The following is an 18178-nucleotide window of genomic DNA, read 5'->3' as shown; positions in this document are numbered from 1 at the left end:
AGTCAGCAAGGAGGCAATGTGAAACCCTGTATTCGGGCGGCCGCAGCTGCGGTCGCTCTGGCTCACAGTCTCGGGCGTCTTGTCACCAAGGTGTACGAACACGAGGCCAACGCCTACAACAGAATCAGCGTCTGCGTTCAGAACGGCAGAGTTAGCGGGTATGACTACATCAGCCATTGTTACGTTAGTGGCGAGTTAGCGAACGTCTATCACCATGGAGAGAATTCGCATTTCACGCTCATGCCGAACGGCTCGGGGGCGTACAACGGCTTTGATCACGACACGTCTTCCTACTTCTCAGTGAAAGTCGAGCGTCGTGAAGTTCACATGTTCGACCACAACGAAGACTCGTACTTCGCTTACAGCATTTGACCTCCGGAGCCCCCTCTGATTTCATACTAGACGTCGCGGGCGACGAGCAGCACGATGGCACGCTCAGTATTCTACAGGTCGAAAGATAGCTGGCCGCGGCGGCTCGCAAGGGCGAACGGTCTTGCGAACGCCACAACGCCTGTCAGTACTAAACCCGTTACCGTTTCCGACCGCATATTGCGAAGGCCGTCCGGCTTGTAGCTTCGCGGCGGTTGTTCGGGACACTTGGCATGAAGTCGGCTGTCTTTTCGCGAACCCAGGTGACGATCGATTGCTGTAACGCCGAGATCTCCCGCGGCCAGCTCGGTGAGGCACTGACGACAAAGCGTGAGCAACAGTGAGGCTCCCCGGAGGTTAACGCTTAAAGGCTTCTCTCTACTATCCCATTTGACCTCTGGATGGCCCGGGCACATCCCGACTTCCCATGGTGTCGGTAGGTCGATGATTGGCTGATGCACTGTGGACGATGCAGAACTCACAACATCAGGCGCGGGCTTTCTGCAATGACCGGTCTGGGACGAGCCCTCGTCCAATGGCAATTCGGCATAGCCGGCACGTTTGCCTGATGGAAGCGGTATGGGTCGAAAGACCCGCGGACCGTTCTGCGAGAGGCCGGAGGGAGAACTCAAGCAGCCTACTCGCTCATGGTACCAACCGCGCTGATTCAAACCCCTGCAGTTACTCGGAGGCCCGCGGCGTGAGACGAACCGCGCCCTCAACAAACTCGGCTAGATAGGGCCGTTGGCTGATGTTGACAATTGTGGGGCGGTTTGCACTCGGCATAAGATTCGCATCGCGCAATGCGTCCATCAGCGCGAACGAGGCCCATTGCACGTAGTTCCTTGGGTTGATATGTCGCCGAAATCTGGCCCCGGCTGACCCGCTGATGGCCTGACAGACTACGGCCCGGCTTCATTCACCTGCTGATTTCGAGCGCGGGGATAGTGTGTAAGACGAATGTCGGTGCGCCCTCCTGGCCCCAACTCACTCGTGTAGCGCTCACCGCGGATGTTGTAATGCATCCCCGGCTGGTCCGAATCCGGCGCGAGACCCATGTGGAACAACGCGTCCGCTAGCTGTCTGGGCGCGCGTTGGGTGCCGTGAGAAAAGTTCCGCGGAGCAAGACGATTCCCCCAATGCCTGTCGAAGCAGCTCGGCATCCTCTTGAGTAAGGACGTAGGACCCTGGGGACATTGTTGGGGACCCGGCACCGTTGATTCGATTAAAGTCCATAGCACTCTCCTTTCCTCCGAGAACCTAAGACGGCGCGACCGTCGAAAGGCCAACTATCTCTCCCGGTCAGCCACACACGGAATTTTGAAAACTAGTGGAAAGCTACTGGCTATTAAGGCGTCGAAAGCACAACGCTCTTCGCACAAGCGTCGCTCGAGATCCTGATGCTCGAGTCCAGTTGGTTGCGTCTTCAGTAAACGGCGATAACGATGAATGCGGTCACGATGACTGCGCATGGCAGCAAAATCCTCGTTTATCATCGCCTTCACGCTTTTGTCCTCGCGTGCTTCATTGGTGCAAATACGCTCGTGGGAAAACCCAAGCGTCTTGCCCGCTTCCGCCGCTGGTTGCTATCGCGCGTACGGCGAAAAACGGCCCGGCAGCAGGCTTCACGTCATGCAGTGTCAAACCATCGTCACGCGCTCTCACACCATCGTGGAGCTCGCTCGAGGTATAGCAAGCCGGCAGACTCAAGCTTCACCGCCTCCGTCCCCAGGCATGGAAGATCCGCGGCAACCCTACAGTCGTGTTAGGCCGATCGAGGAACGCTTCGAGCTCGGCCGTTAGGCCGCTGATCTCCTGGATACCGGTGAGCCCTAACTGAATCAGCGCGTCGCGAATTGCGGCGAAGGTCAGCAATGGAACCTGCTTGACGTCACCATCGCGCCCGTAAGGCTGAACCATTGACGAGTGAACGTCTGAGAAGCCTGCGGCTTCGAGGAGCGCGACGAGCCTACGGCCAATCAAGGGATCTCCCCCGCGCCTGCGCACGGCTTCAATGAAGAGTTCGCCTTTGCGACGAAATGCGGCGGACGGCGGATCGCAGAACTCGCCGTCACAATCGATATCCTGCACCACGATCATACCCCCAGGTCGGAGCGCCTCGTATGCTTGTTTGAGCGCCTCACCAGGATCGACGAGATGAGTAAGCACGAACCGAACGCTCACCACTGATACCCCGCGCACCGGCCAATGATCTGTAACGTCTGCGCGGCAGAATTCCACATTTGGGATGCCAAGCCGCTTAGCCTCGGTCCGTGCCAGAACGATTTTTTCTTCGTCGAGATCCAGACCGAAGACTTGGCCGGCTCTGCCAACCCTCTTTGCCAATTCGAACGTTATATCGCCACCGCCGCAGCCTGCATCGATGGCCGTGCACCCCTCGAGCGGCTCGGATCGATCAAGCAGCAAGCGTGTCGGTTCCGCCAGCACGCGAGCGATTACTGCAAGACGTGCCCGGCCCTCTTCTCCACCCCTTAGAATGTAGGAGGGGAGATCTTCTATCCTCATCACGATCCTCTGCGATGTTATTTAGTTCTGCTCTGATCGTGCGCAGAGGTCTGCTGTTCGCCCAAAAGCCCGATCATGCCTCATAGCCCGCGGACAGGAAGACGCCGCGAAGCCCTGGAAATCGCGCCTTGATAGCTGCGGAATCGCGACTCTCCGGGAGACTCTCCATTTTTCTTCATCCGAATTTAAATAGAACGCCGTAGCCACCTCGTGGATAGCTCCATTCGATGTCGCCGCTCTCCTCGCAAATTATTCGGCAAGTGCCGCATTCGATGCAGCCGTCGACGGTAGCCTCAACCTGGCCCTGTTCGCTGAGCTCATAGCAGCGCGCTGGGCAAGCCTTCAGCATTGACAAAAGCTGCGGCGATGGTTTGGCATGCGGCCGCACCTTGATGTGGGGACGACCGGTATCGACGAGATAGCGGTTGTTAAATAGCTTATCTTCGACACGCATAGATAGTTCGATCGACATAATTCGGTCTCCCTCGTTGACACGTGCTGCTCTTCCGTTCACCGCCACGCGCGCACGAGGCGAAAGGCATCGCCAAACAGACCCCTGCGCGAGCGAGTTTTGGTGAACGATCTGAGTGTGAGCTTCTCTTTTTCGATTTTAGGCGTGCCGTCGACGCGCAGAAAGTTCTGCATAGCCTTCGAGACGAGCTGCGGATAGGTCAGAAAGAAGTTTTGCGACCGAGTGTGCATCAGCGCCGGCATGTCTTTGTACTTCCTTAGATCCTTTATCACGAAAGACTCATCGAGCATCTTCTTGTATAGCGACAGGTTTTGCGGGGTCATCGGTTGATTCCGCGACTTGATCTGAAGGATCGTTTCTGCCGCAATCCGACCCGACGTCATCGCGAGGTTTGATCCTTCGCGATGAATTGTGTTGTTAAGCTGCGCGGCGTCGCCGATCACGACCCAGCCCTTGCCATAGAGTTCAGGTATCGCCTTGAAGCCCCCTTCTGGGATCAGATGGGCAGAATATTCCTTCACCTCGGAGCCTGCTATGAGCGGGGCGACCGAAGGATGCCGTTTGAAGCGATCGAGCAGGCCGTACGGCGTCTCGCCCGTTCGCTGGAAGTCGGCGACCAGGCAGCCGATACCCAGCGAGATGCATTCCTTGTTGGCGTAGATAAACCCCATGCCGGTCATGCCGCGAGAAATCGTGCCTACGGCCTCGATCACTACGCCTTCGTCACCCTTTAGATTGAACCGCGTCTCAATGACCTCGCGCGGCAGGAAGTGCATTTCCTTGACAGCGAGCGCAACCTTCTCGGGCTTCGGCCGCTGGCGCAGGCCAGCCCGCGTACCGAGCATCCCGTTGACACCCTCCGCCAACACGACGATGTCGGCGTGGATCTCCCCATCGCGGCGATCGGTCCTTACACCGATGACCTTGCCATGGGAGTCTCGTGCCAGGTCGGTGACAGTTGTTTCGCATAGTACCGTGGCGCCGGCTTCGCGAACCTTTTGCGAAAACCATTTGTCGAATTGAGCGCGGATGATGGTGTAGCGGTTCGGCTTCTCCTCGTTGAAATCCTCGGAGCGGTAATGCAAGCCGGTGTGGGAACGATCGTCCATCATCCAGAAGCGCTGCTCGACCAAATGTCGCTCAAGCGGAGCGTCCTCACGGAAATCTGGAACGAGCTTCTCGAGCATGTCGGCATAGAGGATCGCGCCCTGCACGTTCTTTGATCCCGAATACTCGCCGCGTTCGAGCTGCAGCACCTTCATGCCACCCTCGGCCATGGTGAGCGCGGCCGCATTGCCGGCCATGCCCGCGCCAACGACGATGGCATCGAATTTTTCCTCGATCATGATCGTACTCCTTTAACCTGCTATCCGATCGCTGGAATGCGGCGACAGCCGGTCGCGGAATGCAGCGGTGAGCGGCGGCAAAAAATGAATGGCATCCGTGACGATGCCTATATGAGCGAAGTCGAAAATCGGCGCGTTCTTATCGGTGTTGATAGCAACGATCAGATCGGCGCCCTCAACGCCAACTCGGTGCTGGATCGCCCCCGAAATGCCGGCAGCGATATAAAGTTTTGGTCGGATCGTCTTGCCAGTCTGGCCGATCTGGCGATCGGAGGTGACCCAGCCCTTCTGTACAAGCGGCCGCGAACTGCCGTATTCGGCCCCAAGCGCGGTCGCCAGCTGGTGCACCAGATGGAAATTCTCTGGTGATCCGAGCCCAAGGCCGCCCGCGACGACGGCATCGGCATAAGCGAGGTTAGATTTTGCTGAGTTGCGGTCAGGCAGGAAAGAGAGAACTTTTGTGACGATGTCGTGTTCGACGAGTCCGAGTAACTGGGTGATAGTCCGACCGACTGGGCGCGCGACGCGCTTTGGCATCGGCATCACACGTGGGCGGACGGTTGCCATTTGCGGGCGAAAGTTCAGCGTATAGATCGTGCAGAGTAACGAGCCTCCGAAGGTCGGGCGCGTCGCAGCGAGCGAACCGTCGGCATCGACATCGAGCTCTGTGCAATCGGCAGTCAGTCCCGTAAGCAATGTAGTTGCGACCGAGCCCGCGAGATCGCGGCCGAGTGTAGTTGCCCCCAAGAGCAGAATTTCCGGCTTGTAGAGGTTGACGAGATCGGTCAGAGCCTTCGTGTAGGACTCGTTACGATAGTCGGCCAAGAGATTGTCGGCAACCATGTACACGAGGTCAGCGCCATAACAGAAAGACTGGGCAGCCGCTTGCTGTGTGGCCTCGCCTTCTGGGCCGATGACGACCGCGGCAAGATCGACGTTGAGCTTGTCGGCGAGCTTACGGCCGGCACCCATGAGTTCCCAGGACACCGGGTGCACACCCCCGCGTTCCTGCTCGACGAAAACCCAAACGTGCTTGTAGGCCTTAAAGCGCTCGGGCAACTCCTTCTTGGTCGCGGCACGGCCAGAGGCGGCGGCCGGAGCGCGGCTTTTGGGGGTACTGCTCATGGTATTAGTCTTCCTTGTTATACTAGCCGTGCGCCAACATCGCGAGATCGGCTTTGCGAGTTCGTCTGGCGCTCGAGGGGCACTCCCTTTAAGGGCGTGGCCGAGTTGCTCGCCGAACTTCGATTAGAAGCGTCTTGCTGCGTGACCCCGGCCCAAACTGACGTTCGGCACAGACGGCGAGCCGCGGAGGTCGCATTGCAGGAGTGCAAACGGGGCTTGGAGGTCGGAACTTCCCGTTTGAGGCATGATGGTCTTGCTCACAGCGTGCACGCTCATCTGCGCGGAAACCGGGACTTGCTTAATGCAGACGACGATGTGCATACGCTTCTCCAACGCTTTGCTGCCAATGCAGACAGCAAGTGTCGTACCAACTGGGCGCATGTTCGAATTTCGGTGTTAATACAGAGGCTTACAAAATCAGCGGCATGCCCCTCGGCCGACAGAGGCTCGACCCGACAAAAGAATGCGGCGACCACGCGTCGCAAACCGAACAGCGGCGCCAGGTCCACGCTTATGATCGTCCCCAGGCAAACCTAGCCACGACAAGGCGGGTTAGCGTGACGTCGCAATTCGGAATGTTCGTATCACGACAGCCCTTCGAGCAAATCCAGGCGCCCACGCTCAGCAGCGGCCTCGTTGTTGCGGGAAGACCGGGAAGAGGCAGCGAACGAAAGCGAGGTGAGGTGAAACGCTGTCACTTCAACCTATCCAGTTGCACGAAGGGTGGCGCTTTCTTCGGCCGTGGCGCGACGGCTTCCTTCAGAACCTTGAAAACGCGTTGATCGATTGGAGAGGAGGTCACGAAGTCGGCGTATGCCCGCTCCAGTACGGCTTTACACCGTTCAGCGACCTCCGCATCGGTTGCAGCAGTCAAGTCTTCGGCTGCGAGATACTGCCCCATGCGTCGCAGGATGTGGAGCCGCGCTACATTGACGATTTTGGGATCGTACTTGACGCCGAGCAACTCAAAGAACTCCTCGGCCGCAGCGGCCTTGCTCAATTGAAAAAGGATTCCGTTTGCCATCGTTTCCATCCGTATTTCTACCATTGCGCTCGCCGGGCATGGCCCGCATGCTCGTCATCGGGGCCCAACACGCTGGCGTGCTGGCCTAGCTACCCGTTGGAGAACAGAGAGGGCCGCTATTCGGGACATAGCGGCCTTACGTTCCCTAAGGCAGGGATCGCTCGCGGACCTCGCGCCAAATCGTCATCACAGTCTCGCGCCCCACCCCACCCTTGTGCTCAACGGCATGCTTGCGGACGCGCGCAAGAATCACCCTACTTTCCTCGGCACTGACGGAAAGCTGCAATTCGGACAGCAGCGCGGTGATCGCGGCGATTCCCGAATGTTTACCGATCACAAAGCGATTGGAGCGACCGAGCAGCTGTGGATCGAGCGCTTGATAGCTGCGCTGATCCTTCAGCAGACCATCGATATGGATACCGGATTCGTGTGTAAAGACATGCTCGCCCACAATCGCCTTGTTGAGCGGGATGGTGCGGACGGCGGCGGCCGCGACGAGGGCAGCGACATTCTCGAGTTCCGGAAGCACGACACCGGTATCGCATCCATACAGCTGTTCGAGCGCGACAGCGACCTCTTCCAGCGGCGCGTTGCCAGCGCGCTCGCCGAGGCCAATCACGGTGACTGAGGCATGCGTTGCACCGGCCTTGATTGCGGCGAGCGTGTTGGCGGTTGCAAGGCCCAGGTCGTCGTGGCCGTGGAATTCAATCTCGAGATCGGTGGTGGCACGCAGCGCCGCCACCAGCGCAAAGGCCGAATCGGGATCGAGCACGCTGAGCGTGTCTGCGACACGAAAACGCCGGGCACCGGCGTTTTTTGCCGCGGCGACCAGCTCGACCAGGAAGCTGACGTCGGCGCGCGAAGAGTCTTCGCCTCCGACTGCGACATCGAGCCCCTTATCGCGAGCGTAGCCCACGATCCGCTTCAGCTGCTCGAGCGCGGCGACCCGACCGGTGCCGAGCTTGGCGGCTATTTGCAGGTCGGAGGATGGCACCGAAACATTAACCATTGAAACGCCAGATTCGATTGCCGCATCGACATCAAAACGTTTCATCCGGCACCAGGCGATGATTGTCGCTTCCAAGCTGGCTTCGACAATTGCGCGGATCGCGCTGACTTCTTCATAGCCCATCGCCGGCGTGCCGGCCTCGATCTCGGTAATCCCGGCGCTTGCTAGCACACGTGCAATCGATACCTTTTCCGCTGTTGTGAAGGCCACGCCGGGAGCCTGCTCGCCGTCGCGTAACGTGGTATCATTCAGGACTATCTGTCTCGTCTGCAACTTGCCAGACACGGTCACTCCAAAGGCCATTGGCGGATTCCGCCTTCCCCGCTGAACTGGGAGCAACGGCTGTGCCAGCGCAATCGTTGACGCAGACTTCTGAAATCAAGCTACTAATAGTAGTAACTGGGCTGGTCATAAATACAACAATGTAGGAGATCCGACGTATCAGATGTCGGCTGCCCTACGGCGAATGTAGACGATGACGTCGAGCCGAGAAATCTCGTGGCCCGGTAGGGCCCTCGGCGTCTGCGCAAACAGAAGCTTTTCAGGGATATTGATCAAAATGCCTTCGTCGACGAGATAGAGATGCGGATGTATGCTTGTATCGGTATCAAAGAACAGTCTTGAGCGGTTGGGCATGATTCGGCGCAACAGGCCAGCTTTTGTGAACCGGGTTAGCGTGTTGTATATGGTCGCAATCGAGAGTTCGATGTTGGCTTCGATCGCCTCGTTGAAGAGAATTTCGGCGGTAACATGGCGATCGCCCCTTGCGAAGAGTAACTGAGCCAGAAGTACGCGCTGGCGCGTCGGCCGCATGCCCGCCTCACGCAGTCGCCGCATGCACCCTGTCGCGGAACTTCCGGTGCAAAGCCGTCGCGCGAGTTCAGGCTGCGGAGCTTCCGGCGCTCCTGCGAGGAGATTGGCGGAGATCCCGTCCACAATCGATTCACTCGCGCCTGCCTGGTGGCTCCGATATGACCTCCACTCCGCGCAGATAGTCGCGGCGGCGCTCCGCCATCCTGCTCTCGCCGGTCTCCTCGCCGAAGCAGTGATCGAAGTCGTTGCATTGTGTACACACAGGCGTCGTGCACGTGGCCATACCTTCGTCCTCGCACAATCTGCGATAGAAGAAGCGCTTCCAGCGCATATTCTTGGTATTTTGTGCTGCGAGGGGCGCAAAATGGCGCGCCAATAGACGCGACAACTCAGGCCGCGCGCGCAATCCGAGATCTTCCCACAAATGGTTCGGCTCCATCGCTCGCCGCGCGATCATGGCCGCCAACCAGCGGCTGACCTCACCCTCCGTCGATCGCTGTGCAAGCAGAAGGTCACGCACCATGATCTCCTCGTCGCTGGTCGAAACGACGTTTTCCATCGAGACGATAGTGTGTACGGGCGCTAATGAGAAACACTGCGCCAGCAGTTCATTGAGGTCCTCCGTGGTCAGGCCCGCGCGCTCGGGAAGCGGCCCGCCATCCATGACGGCGGCACAAAGAACTGATGCGAGCACATGCCGATCAAAGTCTCCATTATCGCTTATGTTGGCATCTGCAGGATCGCAGCCAGTTAGAAGACGGTAGAGTTCAATTCCGGCCTGCCGTCTGTCAGCGGGGAGGCCGCCCGACGAAATTGACATCGCATCGATTGGCCGCTCCTCCGCTACAATCACGGACAACTCCATCGTTAGGCCTTCAATTGTGATTCCGGCCTTTTCGGGAGGCCGGCGCGCTGGGTCACGCCGAAAGGGTGGCGAGTTCGGAAGCGGTCTTTCCGACCTGGCTTTCGTCGATTTGCTTCATGATGCCGTGTTCCATCAGCATATCCTCAAGTTCGTCCATGCTGATCGGCGTCGGGATAATGCCCTTGCCGCCATTGTTGTGAACTTTGGACGCGAGATTGCGATAGTGTTCCGCCTGCTTGGAGTCCGGCGCATATTCCAGCACCGTCATGCGGCGTAGCTCGGCATGTTGGACGATGTTGTCGCGGGGGACAAAGTAGATCAGCTGGGTGCCGAGCTTCTTGGCGAGCGCTTCCGCCAGCTCCAGCTCCTTGTCGGTCTGCCGCTCATTGCAGACCAAGCCGCCGAGCCGCACGCCGCCGGAATTGGCATACTTCAGAATGCCCTTGGAGATGTTGTTGGCCGCGTACATCGCCATCATCTCGCCGGACATGACGATGTAGATCTCTTGCGCCTTGTTCTCGCGTATCGGCATCGCAAAGCCGCCGCAGACGACGTCGCCGAGCACGTCGTAGGACACGTAATCGATGTTCTCGTAGGCGCCGTTCTCTTCCAAGAAGTTAATCGACGTAATGACGCCCCGGCCAGCGCACCCGACGCCCGGCTCCGGACCACCGGATTCGACGCAGCGGATATCCTTATAACCGACCTTCAAGACGTCTTCGATCTCGAGATCTTCGACGCTGCCGGCGCTCGCCGCGAGACTCAAGATCGTGTCCTGTGCCTTGGCGTGCAGGATCAGGCGGGTCGAGTCGGCCTTCGGATCGCAGCCGACGATCAAGATCTTGTGACCCATCTCGGCAAGCGCTGCGAGCGTGTTCTGTGATGTGGTCGATTTGCCGATACCGCCCTTGCCGTAAAACGCGATTTGTCTCAGTGACGACATGTTGTTCTCCATCTATCGATTTCCAACGATTTCGCGCTGGGCTTGTGCGAGATTGTTTCTCTCTCAGAAAGGTGGGCACACGAGCGTCGGGAACGAGAAGATGCTCGCCAGAAGCACCAGGCGCGCTCCAGCCTCACTCCTGCAGCATCCAAGTAGCAACTGGCGTGCCATTTGCCGCGCTTGCGCTAAGCGCTTGATCTTGCCCGAAGAACCATTGAAGTTCACGACCAACAAGCGCCGCCGACCGATAATGGTCCTGTCAGAAGCAGGACAGAGCCGGCTCCGAAAGTAAGATTCTGCGGCGAAGCAGCCGTACATAATGCGGAACAGAGATTGCTACCTCCTCACTAAGTGGCGATTTGAGGAGAGCGCGACATGCAGATCTGCTTCGAGGCAGCCAAGGCAGTACCCCTGGCGCGCGCCGGGGACGAGATCCGCCGCGCAGCCATTGCTGTTCACACTTCATGGCGATGTCGAGACCGACGAACGGGCACGCCCGAACGGACCTACGCAAAACCACCAACTGCCTCACGCGATGCTGCTCCGGCGGCTTCTTGTGAAGCGCTGCGGACCGGGTCCGATCGGTCAAGCCGAGACGTTGAGCGGTCTGCGCATTTTGATCGCCTAGACAACCTCGACGACTGGAGAGCATGAGGGCTGGCCGCGGAGCAGTGATCAACCACCCCTCGATCGCGCATGCAAAGAGGACCGACAACGACGTCAGTTGATCCAGCTCACTGTAAAGAAAGAGGTATTGGACATGGCTACTGTTCTGTTTTGGCAGAAGCCCGGCTGCAGTACGAACGCGCGCCAGATTCGCGCCCTGGAGGCCGCGGGACATCGCGTCGTTGCAAAGAACTTGCTGACCGAGCTCTGGACAGCGCCAAATCTGATCACTTTCTTTGGTGACACCCCGGTTCGATCCTGGTTCAACCCCGCCGCGCGGCAGGTGAAATCGGGCGCGGTTGACCTGACGGCGATCAATGCAATCGACGCGATCGCCTTGTTGCTCGAAGATCCTCTGCTGATCCGGCGTCCACTGATCGAAGCCGTTAATATGAAATGTGCCGGATTTGACTGGGAACCCGTACTGTCGCTGCTGGGCGGAAGCCTGAGAAGCGAGCTTCAGAACTGCACGCTCACGGAGGCACTATTGCCTTGTACCAGCGCCGGGCATTTCTGCGACGGGGAGGGACGCGAGGCATCCTCACAGCAAGCGGCTCCCGCTCAAGGGCGATAATCCCCTCTCTGCGCCAACATGGATGCAACGCAGCGACGTCTGTCTTCATACCACAAGCGGCGCTAACTCCGCGTGAGCACGATGACGAGGCGGTCAACACGGCGGCCATTTTTCAAATGGGAGTCAACAATCTCGTCAATGTCTTCCGGTCTACGCGGACGATACCAGACACCGTCAGGATAGACGACCATTAGGGGACCAGAGGCGCAGAAGCCGAGACAGCCGGCTGCTGTGAATCCGACATCGGTGAGACCTCTCGCTTCGATCGCTTTGCCGAGCCGTTCCCACAAAGGTCCACCGCCTGCCGTCCCACAGCTGCCGTGCGGATGGTCAGGTGGGCGCTGAGTCTGACAGGAAAAAACGTGATGCCGGTAGAGCTGCGGAAGTTCAAACTCGTTCATGTTGTTGTCCATGCGACAGTTACCCCAATTTGTTATCGGCACAGTGGTAAGCTCACCCTCTCTGGACATCTCGGGAGCAATCTCGCAGTCGCCGAGAGTCCCTGCTCTAACATAGAGCTGTAGGATGATCAGCCGGTTCGAAACGGTTGGATGTCACCTCCAGCACTGAAGCCATTAATGCATTGTCCGGTTGGGTCACTCATTGAGTCTTTCCTTGCAAGCGGCTTATTTTGCAACGGCGGTTTCGAGCACGAGCGCCTCGAACGTGTCGGTTATCTTGCCCTTTAGCGCCTCATAGATCATCCGATGCTGCTGGATACGGCTCTTGCCGGCAAAGGCCTGCGACACGATTCGTGCCCCACAATAGCGCCCGGTGCCTCCGAGCTCGGTCACGACCACAGCCGCGTCGGGAAATGCCTCGCGGATCAAGGCCTCAATTGTCGGTGCAGCCATCGCCATGGTCGCCCACTCCTGTTCTGGCACAGCTTCATGCAAGCTCCAAACCAACTGTAGCTACGGTCATCTGACGAGAGGGGCCGCGACGCGGATGCTACTCTGACATCCGCGCTTGACGATCGAGCCGGCGGACTGTCGCAGAGCAACAAGAATTCCTATTGATACGCATTTACTGCATTTATCGGCTGTTCAGTAGATCGCCGCCCCGGCGCCCACATTGATCGAGGCGTCTTTCATGGTCTCGACGATGAATTCGATCTGGCAATCGGTGAGATGCGTATGAAACGGCAGTGCGACGGCGCGATCGGAGATCTTTTCGATCACCGGCAGATCGCCACGGCGGTAGCCGAGATCGAAATAGTGCCGCTGCAGGTGCAGGGGACGGCTGTAGGCGGCAGCCTCGACGTGCTGCACGCGCAGGTCCTCTACGACCGCGTCGCGGCTGGAGCGCGTGAAACGCGTCCCGAGATGGACAACATAGAGGAACCAGTTGACTTCAGTCGCGTCGGACTCGACATAGGGAGGTTTGATGCCTTCGAACGACTGCATATGCGTCGCATAAAGCTGCTCGATCAGCCGGCGCCGCTCCAAGATCTCGTCGATACGCCTTAGCTGCGCGAGTCCCAGCGCAGCGGAAAGATCGCTCATCACGGCCTGGTATGGCGCAGCCGAACCGACGGAAACGGAAGAACGATCGTCCAGCCGACGCGAGCGGTGGCGACGTAGCGCCACCGCTCGTTCGATATCATCGGTTACCACTATGGCGCCTTCGCCGCAGGTCAGAAGCGAGGGCTGGGCCAAGTCAAACACGGCGACATCGCCGAAGGCGCCGACCAGTTGGCCCTTGTAACGCGAGGCGATGGCCTCAGTGGAATCTTCCAGCAGCAGCAGATTGTGCCTACTGGCGATATCCCGCAGTTCCGACCAGGCTGCAGGATGCCCATTAATGTTGGCGGCGAGAATGGCGCGGGTCTTTGGCGTGATGCGTTCCTCGACTTTCTGCGGCGCGAGCGTCCCGGACCAATAGTCAATGTCCGCGAACACCGGCCGTGCACCCGCGAGGCTGATTGCGTGTCCAGTTTCGCGATATGAATGGGACGAGGCAATCACTTCGTCGCCGGCGGCAATGCCGCAAGCCTTCAGGCAAAGCAGAAGGCCGATGGTGCCGCTCGGTACTGCAACGGCATAGTTCCGCCCGAGATAGGCGGCAAATGCCGCCTCGAATTGTTCGGTGACCGCGCCGTTAGAGAGCCGTTGCGAACGCAACACGCGATCGACTGCTGCGATTTCGGCCCGGGTAATGTCGGGATCCGACAACGCAATCAACGACCTATGTCTCGCTTCACCCGGCTCTTCGCCGGCCTCTGCAACGCAGCCATAGGTTAGGTGTGGACCGGTCACAGCTCGGCCGCCCGCCTGGCCAACACAATGCCGGTCGCGCGCATCGGATCATGTGTGATCCGCGCACAATGATCAGCGCCATCGAGCAAATGCAGGTCGAACGGCCCGATGCTGCAAAAGGGTATTTCGGTAAGATCGGAGGAGTCGCAGCGAATCCAGGATAGATTCGGGTATCTTTGTCGCAAAGCCGCATAAGCTTGAGATACATCATCGAATGACCCGAGCTCCTGTGCGATGTCCGCGATTTCGTCTGCTCCCAAAGCCATCCATTGGTCCTTATTGCCAGAACACGCGTTCCGGATCGGCGTTCAAGAGATCGGTCACCGCTGCCAAGCGCTGGTGGGTCGAGTGCAGCCTCCAGACGCGCTTCTTGTGATCCTTTCGGAACACCTGCCAGCAGGCGCTAGCGCTGTTGTGGTGCAGCAGGGCCACGTCAATGATCCCGCCGTCGATGTCGATGTTGCGCGAGCAGCATGGACTTTCGATCAAGTAGCCGCCGGCAACTGCGGTGATGCTCGCTGAGACATAACGGTAGCGTTCTCTCGATTTTAGCGCGCGCTCGATTCGCATACGATCGATGTCGTTAGGGTGCACGGGTCGTCCCGGATTTCTGCCTAAGCCGGCGATCATGCGTCCACTTCCGAAATCGGGCCAATTTCTCTTTCGAGGCACCCGACGACCACTTTTTCACCGAACTCGACCAGATAGATCGGCAGGTTCGCGTCTGTATGCCGGCCAACCTGAACGATCTCACCGATGTCACCGAGACTGACCAGGAGTCCTTCCGCTGGAGCATTGGGGAAGGACCCGTCATTGGTCAGGTCGAACATCGCCTTCACGCGCTGACCCCGCTGAAATTTTGGCCGCTTAGCTTCGATCATCGTGATTTAGCTCCAGGCAAGAGCAGGTCTTCGACCGTGTCGCGAGGCACGATCGGATCGAGTTCCTTGCGCTTCATGCCGACCCTGTTGCCGCTTTCGATGAATTGGACGCCGTAGATGTAAAACCGCTGCAGGAAAGTGCCGATCGACACGACGTAGCCGACCTCGCCCTTCTTGGCCAGGATGTCGCCGATCTCTTTGCCAGCATAGGTGCCGTCATTGCGAATGGTGCGATTGGCCCTCACCTTCTCGCCGAAGTCGAAGACGGGTCCTGCCATCAGCTCGACGACGTCATCATCAGGAACACTAGTGCGCATGCCAGGGTCCTCGTTCTGGCTCGAGGGCCAGTCGCGAACGCGCGACCTCGAGCACTTGCCTGTATGGGTCATCGACAAGGCTCATAAGGCCCAGCCAGTTTCGGGCCGCGTCGATGTTGTCAGTCATCGTCTTGACCCATGTGTTCAAGCACACGTAGGAGAACCTTGGCACCGATCTTATCAGTGGGATCGAGCTCCAGCAGCTTTTGAACGGCTATCCGCCCTTCCTCGGTTCGACCGAGCCGCATTTGCAAATAGGCATATCCTTTCAGCGAGAATAGAAAAAAGCGCGGTAGAGTGTTTTCATAACGGCCGAACGCCGCGTCACCGGCACGGACAAGGCGCCAGTCCGACGAAAGATTGTTCACCTCGGCCGCCTTGATTATGCAGCGCTGAGCGACCTGCAGCGCCTCGGGGAGACGCGCCTTGTAGAAATAGAAGCGAAAGAGGCCGATCAGCACTGCGACGTGCTCTGGTGCGAGTGCCTCCGCCTGGCGCAAGTGACCTTCGGCGATCTCATCGAGATGATAGAAGAGGCTCGCCTCCCACAGGTGATGCTCGGCCTCGCTGGGCAGTCCATGTCCGAGCAAGGTGCTGGTAAGGAGCGCCTCGTCGATCTCGGATTGCGGGCTGAACAGAGCTTCTGGCATCGTTGGCAGCCCCTTACAATCAATAGTGCGCGTTGGAGACTTGCTTGTGATCTGGCAATACGAACCCGATCCGCTTCGGCCCATTTGGCAAGTCGATCGTCGCACTATCGCACAGCTGCGGGCTCTCCCGGAGCGGCTCGACGCGATCGTTCTCGACCTTGGCATCAAGGTCCCACGGACCTTCTATCAGGCTCACTCCACAGGCAAGTCCTGAACATCCGCCCGGGCTAATCGCCAGGCAAAGGTCGCAGCCGGAGAGTCTGTCAGACTGGAGCACCAAGCGGGCGATACGTCGCACGGCTCGCATATTCCTAACGTTCATGTCCTGTCCTCCGCTCAAGCGGGTTCCTGGTAGCGCGCAAGCGAGGTGTCGATGACACAAGTGTTGTCGACTGGGCAGACCGCCACGCATTGCGGCTCGTCAAAATGGCCGATGCATTCGGTACATTTTTTAGGATCAATCACGAACGTTCCGCCCTTCTCCGCGATCGCGACGTTCGGGCATTCTAGCTCGCAGGCCGAACAGCCTGTGCACTGAGAGGCGATGATCTTGAACGGCATTGATTTCTCCCATCTCACGCCGCGGAATTTAGCGCCCGCGGGCGGATCGCAGCATCACCACGTTCTTCATGTTGGATCGTGCCGCTGCTGACCCTGTCGAGATAGGCCACGAACCAGGCGATCGTTGACTTATCGATTGGCTCATGAGCGTACTGATCGACCGGCTCGACGCCGGCTTTGATCAATTCCGCCCTGGGGCGGCCGCCAATCTTGGCGATGAACACCGCATGGCAATCGCTAACAGCCCCGATGATAGTCGCGAGGCTTCCTTCCTCCGCATAGCCTCCCTGGCAGTACAGATCGGTGCGTCGATGGCCAACGAATTTGGCACCGCCGTTGGAGAGCTCATAGACCTGGAACTCCTTGGCATGACCAAAGTGTTCGTTGATCAGTCCCGCTCCCTTGGTCGCGACCGCGACCAACAGCTTGATGCCGCCAACGCTATCTGCGCGTTTCGTAAGGTCCGCGCGCTCGGCAGTGGTCTTGGCGGCGCGCTCTTCCTCGATTTTGGCCTGATAGCCCTTGCGGCTCTCGACATCGTATTTGACATCGATCTCCATGATTTTTTCGGTGGTGAACTCGGCGCGGCGGTCTTCGCCGAGGAGGCCGACCGCGTCGGCCCGACACTGACGGCAGTGGCGCATCATGCGCATCTCACCCTCGCAGCCATCCTGCAACGCCTTTAATTCCCGCGCCGTCGGGCCGCGCTGGCCATTCAGGCCGAACACGGTGCCGTGTTCGGGTGAGGAAATCAACGGCATGATATTGTGCAGGAAGGCACCGCGCCGTTTTACAGCTTTGTTGACCTCGAGGAGGTGCCGATCGTTTATCCCGGGGATCATGACCGAGTTGACCTTGCAGAGGACCCCGCGCGCAGTGAGCATTTCCAACCCCTGGAGCTGGCGATCGGTGAGGATCTTTGCAGCTTGGATGCCGGCGTAGCGCTTGTGCTGATAGAAGATCCAGGGATAGATCTTTGCGCCGATTGCGGGGTCGATCATATTGATTGTGATCGTGACGTGGTCGACATTGAATTTTGTGATGGTGTCGACGTAATCGGGTAGCGCCAGACCGTTCGTTGACAGGCACAGCTTGAGATCGGGTGCGGCCTTGCGGACGAGCCCGAACGTCTTGAAGGTCTTTTCGGGGTTGGCGAGGGGGTCGCCAGGACCGGCGATGCCGAGCACAGTCATTTGCGGAATGGTAGAAGCGACCGCCACGACTTTCTTAGCGGCCTGTTCTGGCGTCAGCCTCTCGCTAACCACGCCGGGGCGCGATTCATTAGCACAGTCATATTTTCGGTTGCAGTAGTTGCACTTGATATTGCAGGCCGGTGCGACCGCGACATGCATGCGCGCATAGTGATGATGCGCTTCCTCACTATAACAGGGGTGGTTTTTCACCTTCTCCCATGTCTCGACTGGCAGATCGCCGCGGTTCGCCTGCGAGGCGCAGCCAGCCCTGCCGCTGCCGCAGCCTGTTTGCTCGGCAATCACCCGCGTGATTTCGCCGATCTCGATGGCGCTGCCCGATGCTTCCTGTTGCGTTGGAGCATCCATTTGCCCAGTTCTCCCTTCAGACCTAGCTTCGTGTATCCAGGTCTTAGCAACCGGCGTGCCATGGTCGCCGCACGCGAGTTTTATGGTCGCGTTCAATGAGTTACAAAACGCACGGATGTTCTGTTGCCGAGGTATGTTGGAAAGACGACATGCCTTGTTGCTAAGCCGGCACGCAGCCGCGCGGGAGCAGAGATGTTGACTCTATCAGTCTCATTTTCCT

At 58.6% G+C, this 18178-nt stretch carries 21 protein-coding genes and 1 pseudogene; 2 read left to right on the top strand and 20 right to left on the bottom strand.

The genetic code is table 11. The features are described 5' to 3' along the window. Positions 1–18: 18 nt before the first annotated feature. Positions 19–372 (top strand): hypothetical protein, encoded by a 354-nt coding sequence (locus QQL28_RS33985; RefSeq protein ID WP_284272672.1) that lies wholly within the window; start codon positions 19–21, stop codon positions 370–372. A 1710-nt stretch (positions 373–2082) separates the two neighbouring features. On the opposite strand, the gene QQL28_RS33980 is transcribed toward QQL28_RS33985, so the two are convergent. The 10 genes and pseudogenes from QQL28_RS33980 to nifH all read right to left on the bottom strand — a co-directional run bounded on the left by QQL28_RS33980 (position 2083) and on the right by nifH (position 10492). Continuing rightward, entirely contained in the window at positions 2083–2895 is an 813-nt protein-coding gene (locus tag QQL28_RS33980) for a class I SAM-dependent methyltransferase (protein ID WP_284272669.1), read from the bottom strand. 175 nt (positions 2896–3070) lie between these two features. Continuing rightward, on the bottom strand, positions 3071–3367 hold the full coding sequence (locus QQL28_RS33975) for a ferredoxin family protein (RefSeq protein WP_284272667.1): 297 nt from the start codon (positions 3365–3367) through the stop codon (positions 3071–3073). A 38-nt stretch (positions 3368–3405) separates the two neighbouring features. Continuing rightward, positions 3406–4713 carry an FAD-dependent oxidoreductase gene (locus tag QQL28_RS33970; protein ID WP_284272664.1) on the bottom strand — a complete coding sequence of 436 codons (1308 nt, stop codon included), beginning with the start codon at positions 4711–4713 and terminating at the stop codon, positions 3406–3408. Between the two features lie 12 nt (positions 4714–4725). Further along, positions 4726–5838, bottom strand: a complete 1113-nt coding sequence (locus QQL28_RS33965; RefSeq protein WP_284272662.1) for an electron transfer flavoprotein subunit alpha/FixB family protein — start codon at positions 5836–5838, stop codon at positions 4726–4728. A gap of 237 nt (positions 5839–6075) precedes the next feature. Then, positions 6076–6159, bottom strand: a pseudogene (locus QQL28_RS46295) (nitrogen fixation protein FixA); the annotation flags it as partial. Between the two features lie 373 nt (positions 6160–6532). Continuing rightward, entirely contained in the window at positions 6533–6871 is a 339-nt protein-coding gene (gene nifW, locus QQL28_RS33960) for a nitrogenase stabilizing/protective protein NifW (protein ID WP_284272660.1), read from the bottom strand. Positions 6872–7007: 136 nt separating this feature from the next. Then, positions 7008–8174 (bottom strand): homocitrate synthase, encoded by a 1167-nt coding sequence (nifV, locus tag QQL28_RS33955; protein ID WP_284272658.1) that lies wholly within the window; start codon positions 8172–8174, stop codon positions 7008–7010. A 138-nt stretch (positions 8175–8312) separates the two neighbouring features. Then, the gene (locus QQL28_RS33950; protein WP_284272656.1) at positions 8313–8708 is read right to left on the bottom strand and encodes a Fur family transcriptional regulator; all 396 of its coding nucleotides are present in this window, start codon (positions 8706–8708) and stop codon (positions 8313–8315) included. 106 nt (positions 8709–8814) lie between these two features. Continuing rightward, on the bottom strand, positions 8815–9549 hold the full coding sequence (locus QQL28_RS33945; protein ID WP_431309688.1) for a nitrogen fixation protein NifQ: 735 nt from the start codon (positions 9547–9549) through the stop codon (positions 8815–8817). A 52-nt stretch (positions 9550–9601) separates the two neighbouring features. Beyond that, complete coding sequence (gene nifH, locus QQL28_RS33940; protein ID WP_284272655.1) at positions 9602–10492, bottom strand: nitrogenase iron protein; 891 nt, start codon at positions 10490–10492, stop codon at positions 9602–9604. Between the two features lie 760 nt (positions 10493–11252). On the opposite strand from nifH, the gene QQL28_RS33935 reads away from it, so the two are divergent. Beyond that, the gene (locus tag QQL28_RS33935; protein WP_284272653.1) at positions 11253–11732 is read left to right on the top strand and encodes a thioredoxin domain-containing protein; all 480 of its coding nucleotides are present in this window, start codon (positions 11253–11255) and stop codon (positions 11730–11732) included. A 62-nt stretch (positions 11733–11794) separates the two neighbouring features. Here QQL28_RS33935 and QQL28_RS33930 read toward each other — a convergent pair whose 3' ends face one another. The 10 genes from QQL28_RS33930 to nifB form a co-directional block, all read right to left on the bottom strand. Continuing rightward, on the bottom strand, positions 11795–12133 hold the full coding sequence (locus QQL28_RS33930) for a (2Fe-2S) ferredoxin domain-containing protein (RefSeq protein WP_284272651.1): 339 nt from the start codon (positions 12131–12133) through the stop codon (positions 11795–11797). A gap of 225 nt (positions 12134–12358) precedes the next feature. Next, positions 12359–12592 carry a BolA/IbaG family iron-sulfur metabolism protein gene (locus tag QQL28_RS33925; protein WP_284272649.1) on the bottom strand — a complete coding sequence of 78 codons (234 nt, stop codon included), beginning with the start codon at positions 12590–12592 and terminating at the stop codon, positions 12359–12361. A 186-nt stretch (positions 12593–12778) separates the two neighbouring features. Continuing rightward, positions 12779–13915: a DegT/DnrJ/EryC1/StrS family aminotransferase gene (locus QQL28_RS33920; RefSeq protein WP_284272647.1), complete on the bottom strand. Its 1137-nt coding sequence runs from the start codon at positions 13913–13915 to the stop codon at positions 12779–12781. A gap of 71 nt (positions 13916–13986) precedes the next feature. Then, complete coding sequence (locus QQL28_RS33915; protein WP_284272644.1) at positions 13987–14256, bottom strand: DUF6129 family protein; 270 nt, start codon at positions 14254–14256, stop codon at positions 13987–13989. Between the two features lie 10 nt (positions 14257–14266). Beyond that, positions 14267–14620 carry a DUF3024 domain-containing protein gene (locus tag QQL28_RS33910; RefSeq protein ID WP_284272643.1) on the bottom strand — a complete coding sequence of 118 codons (354 nt, stop codon included), beginning with the start codon at positions 14618–14620 and terminating at the stop codon, positions 14267–14269. Continuing rightward, positions 14617–14871, bottom strand: a complete 255-nt coding sequence (locus tag QQL28_RS33905) for a nitrogen fixation protein NifZ (protein ID WP_284272641.1) — start codon at positions 14869–14871, stop codon at positions 14617–14619. The genes QQL28_RS33910 and QQL28_RS33905 overlap by 4 nt, the downstream gene beginning before the upstream one ends. Further along, complete coding sequence (locus tag QQL28_RS33900; RefSeq protein ID WP_283037595.1) at positions 14868–15188, bottom strand: nitrogen fixation protein NifZ; 321 nt, start codon at positions 15186–15188, stop codon at positions 14868–14870. Before QQL28_RS33900 ends, QQL28_RS33905 begins: the two co-directional genes overlap by 4 nt. A 119-nt stretch (positions 15189–15307) precedes the next feature. Further along, on the bottom strand, positions 15308–15838 hold the full coding sequence (locus QQL28_RS33895) for a hypothetical protein (protein ID WP_284272639.1): 531 nt from the start codon (positions 15836–15838) through the stop codon (positions 15308–15310). A 336-nt stretch (positions 15839–16174) separates the two neighbouring features. Continuing rightward, positions 16175–16399, bottom strand: coding sequence for a 4Fe-4S binding protein (locus tag QQL28_RS33890; RefSeq protein ID WP_284272637.1), 225 nt, complete (start codon positions 16397–16399; stop codon positions 16175–16177). Positions 16400–16413: 14 nt separating this feature from the next. Continuing rightward, positions 16414–17958, bottom strand: a complete 1545-nt coding sequence (gene nifB / locus QQL28_RS33885) for a nitrogenase cofactor biosynthesis protein NifB (protein ID WP_284272635.1) — start codon at positions 17956–17958, stop codon at positions 16414–16416. Positions 17959–18178: the final 220 nt, after the last annotated feature.

It is taken from the genome of Bradyrhizobium iriomotense, assembly GCF_030160715.1.
GTDB classification, from domain to species: Bacteria; Pseudomonadota; Alphaproteobacteria; order Rhizobiales; family Xanthobacteraceae; genus Bradyrhizobium; species Bradyrhizobium iriomotense.
The sequence above is the reverse complement of the archived record's forward strand: the minus strand, read 5'-3'. Positions and strand labels throughout refer to the sequence as shown.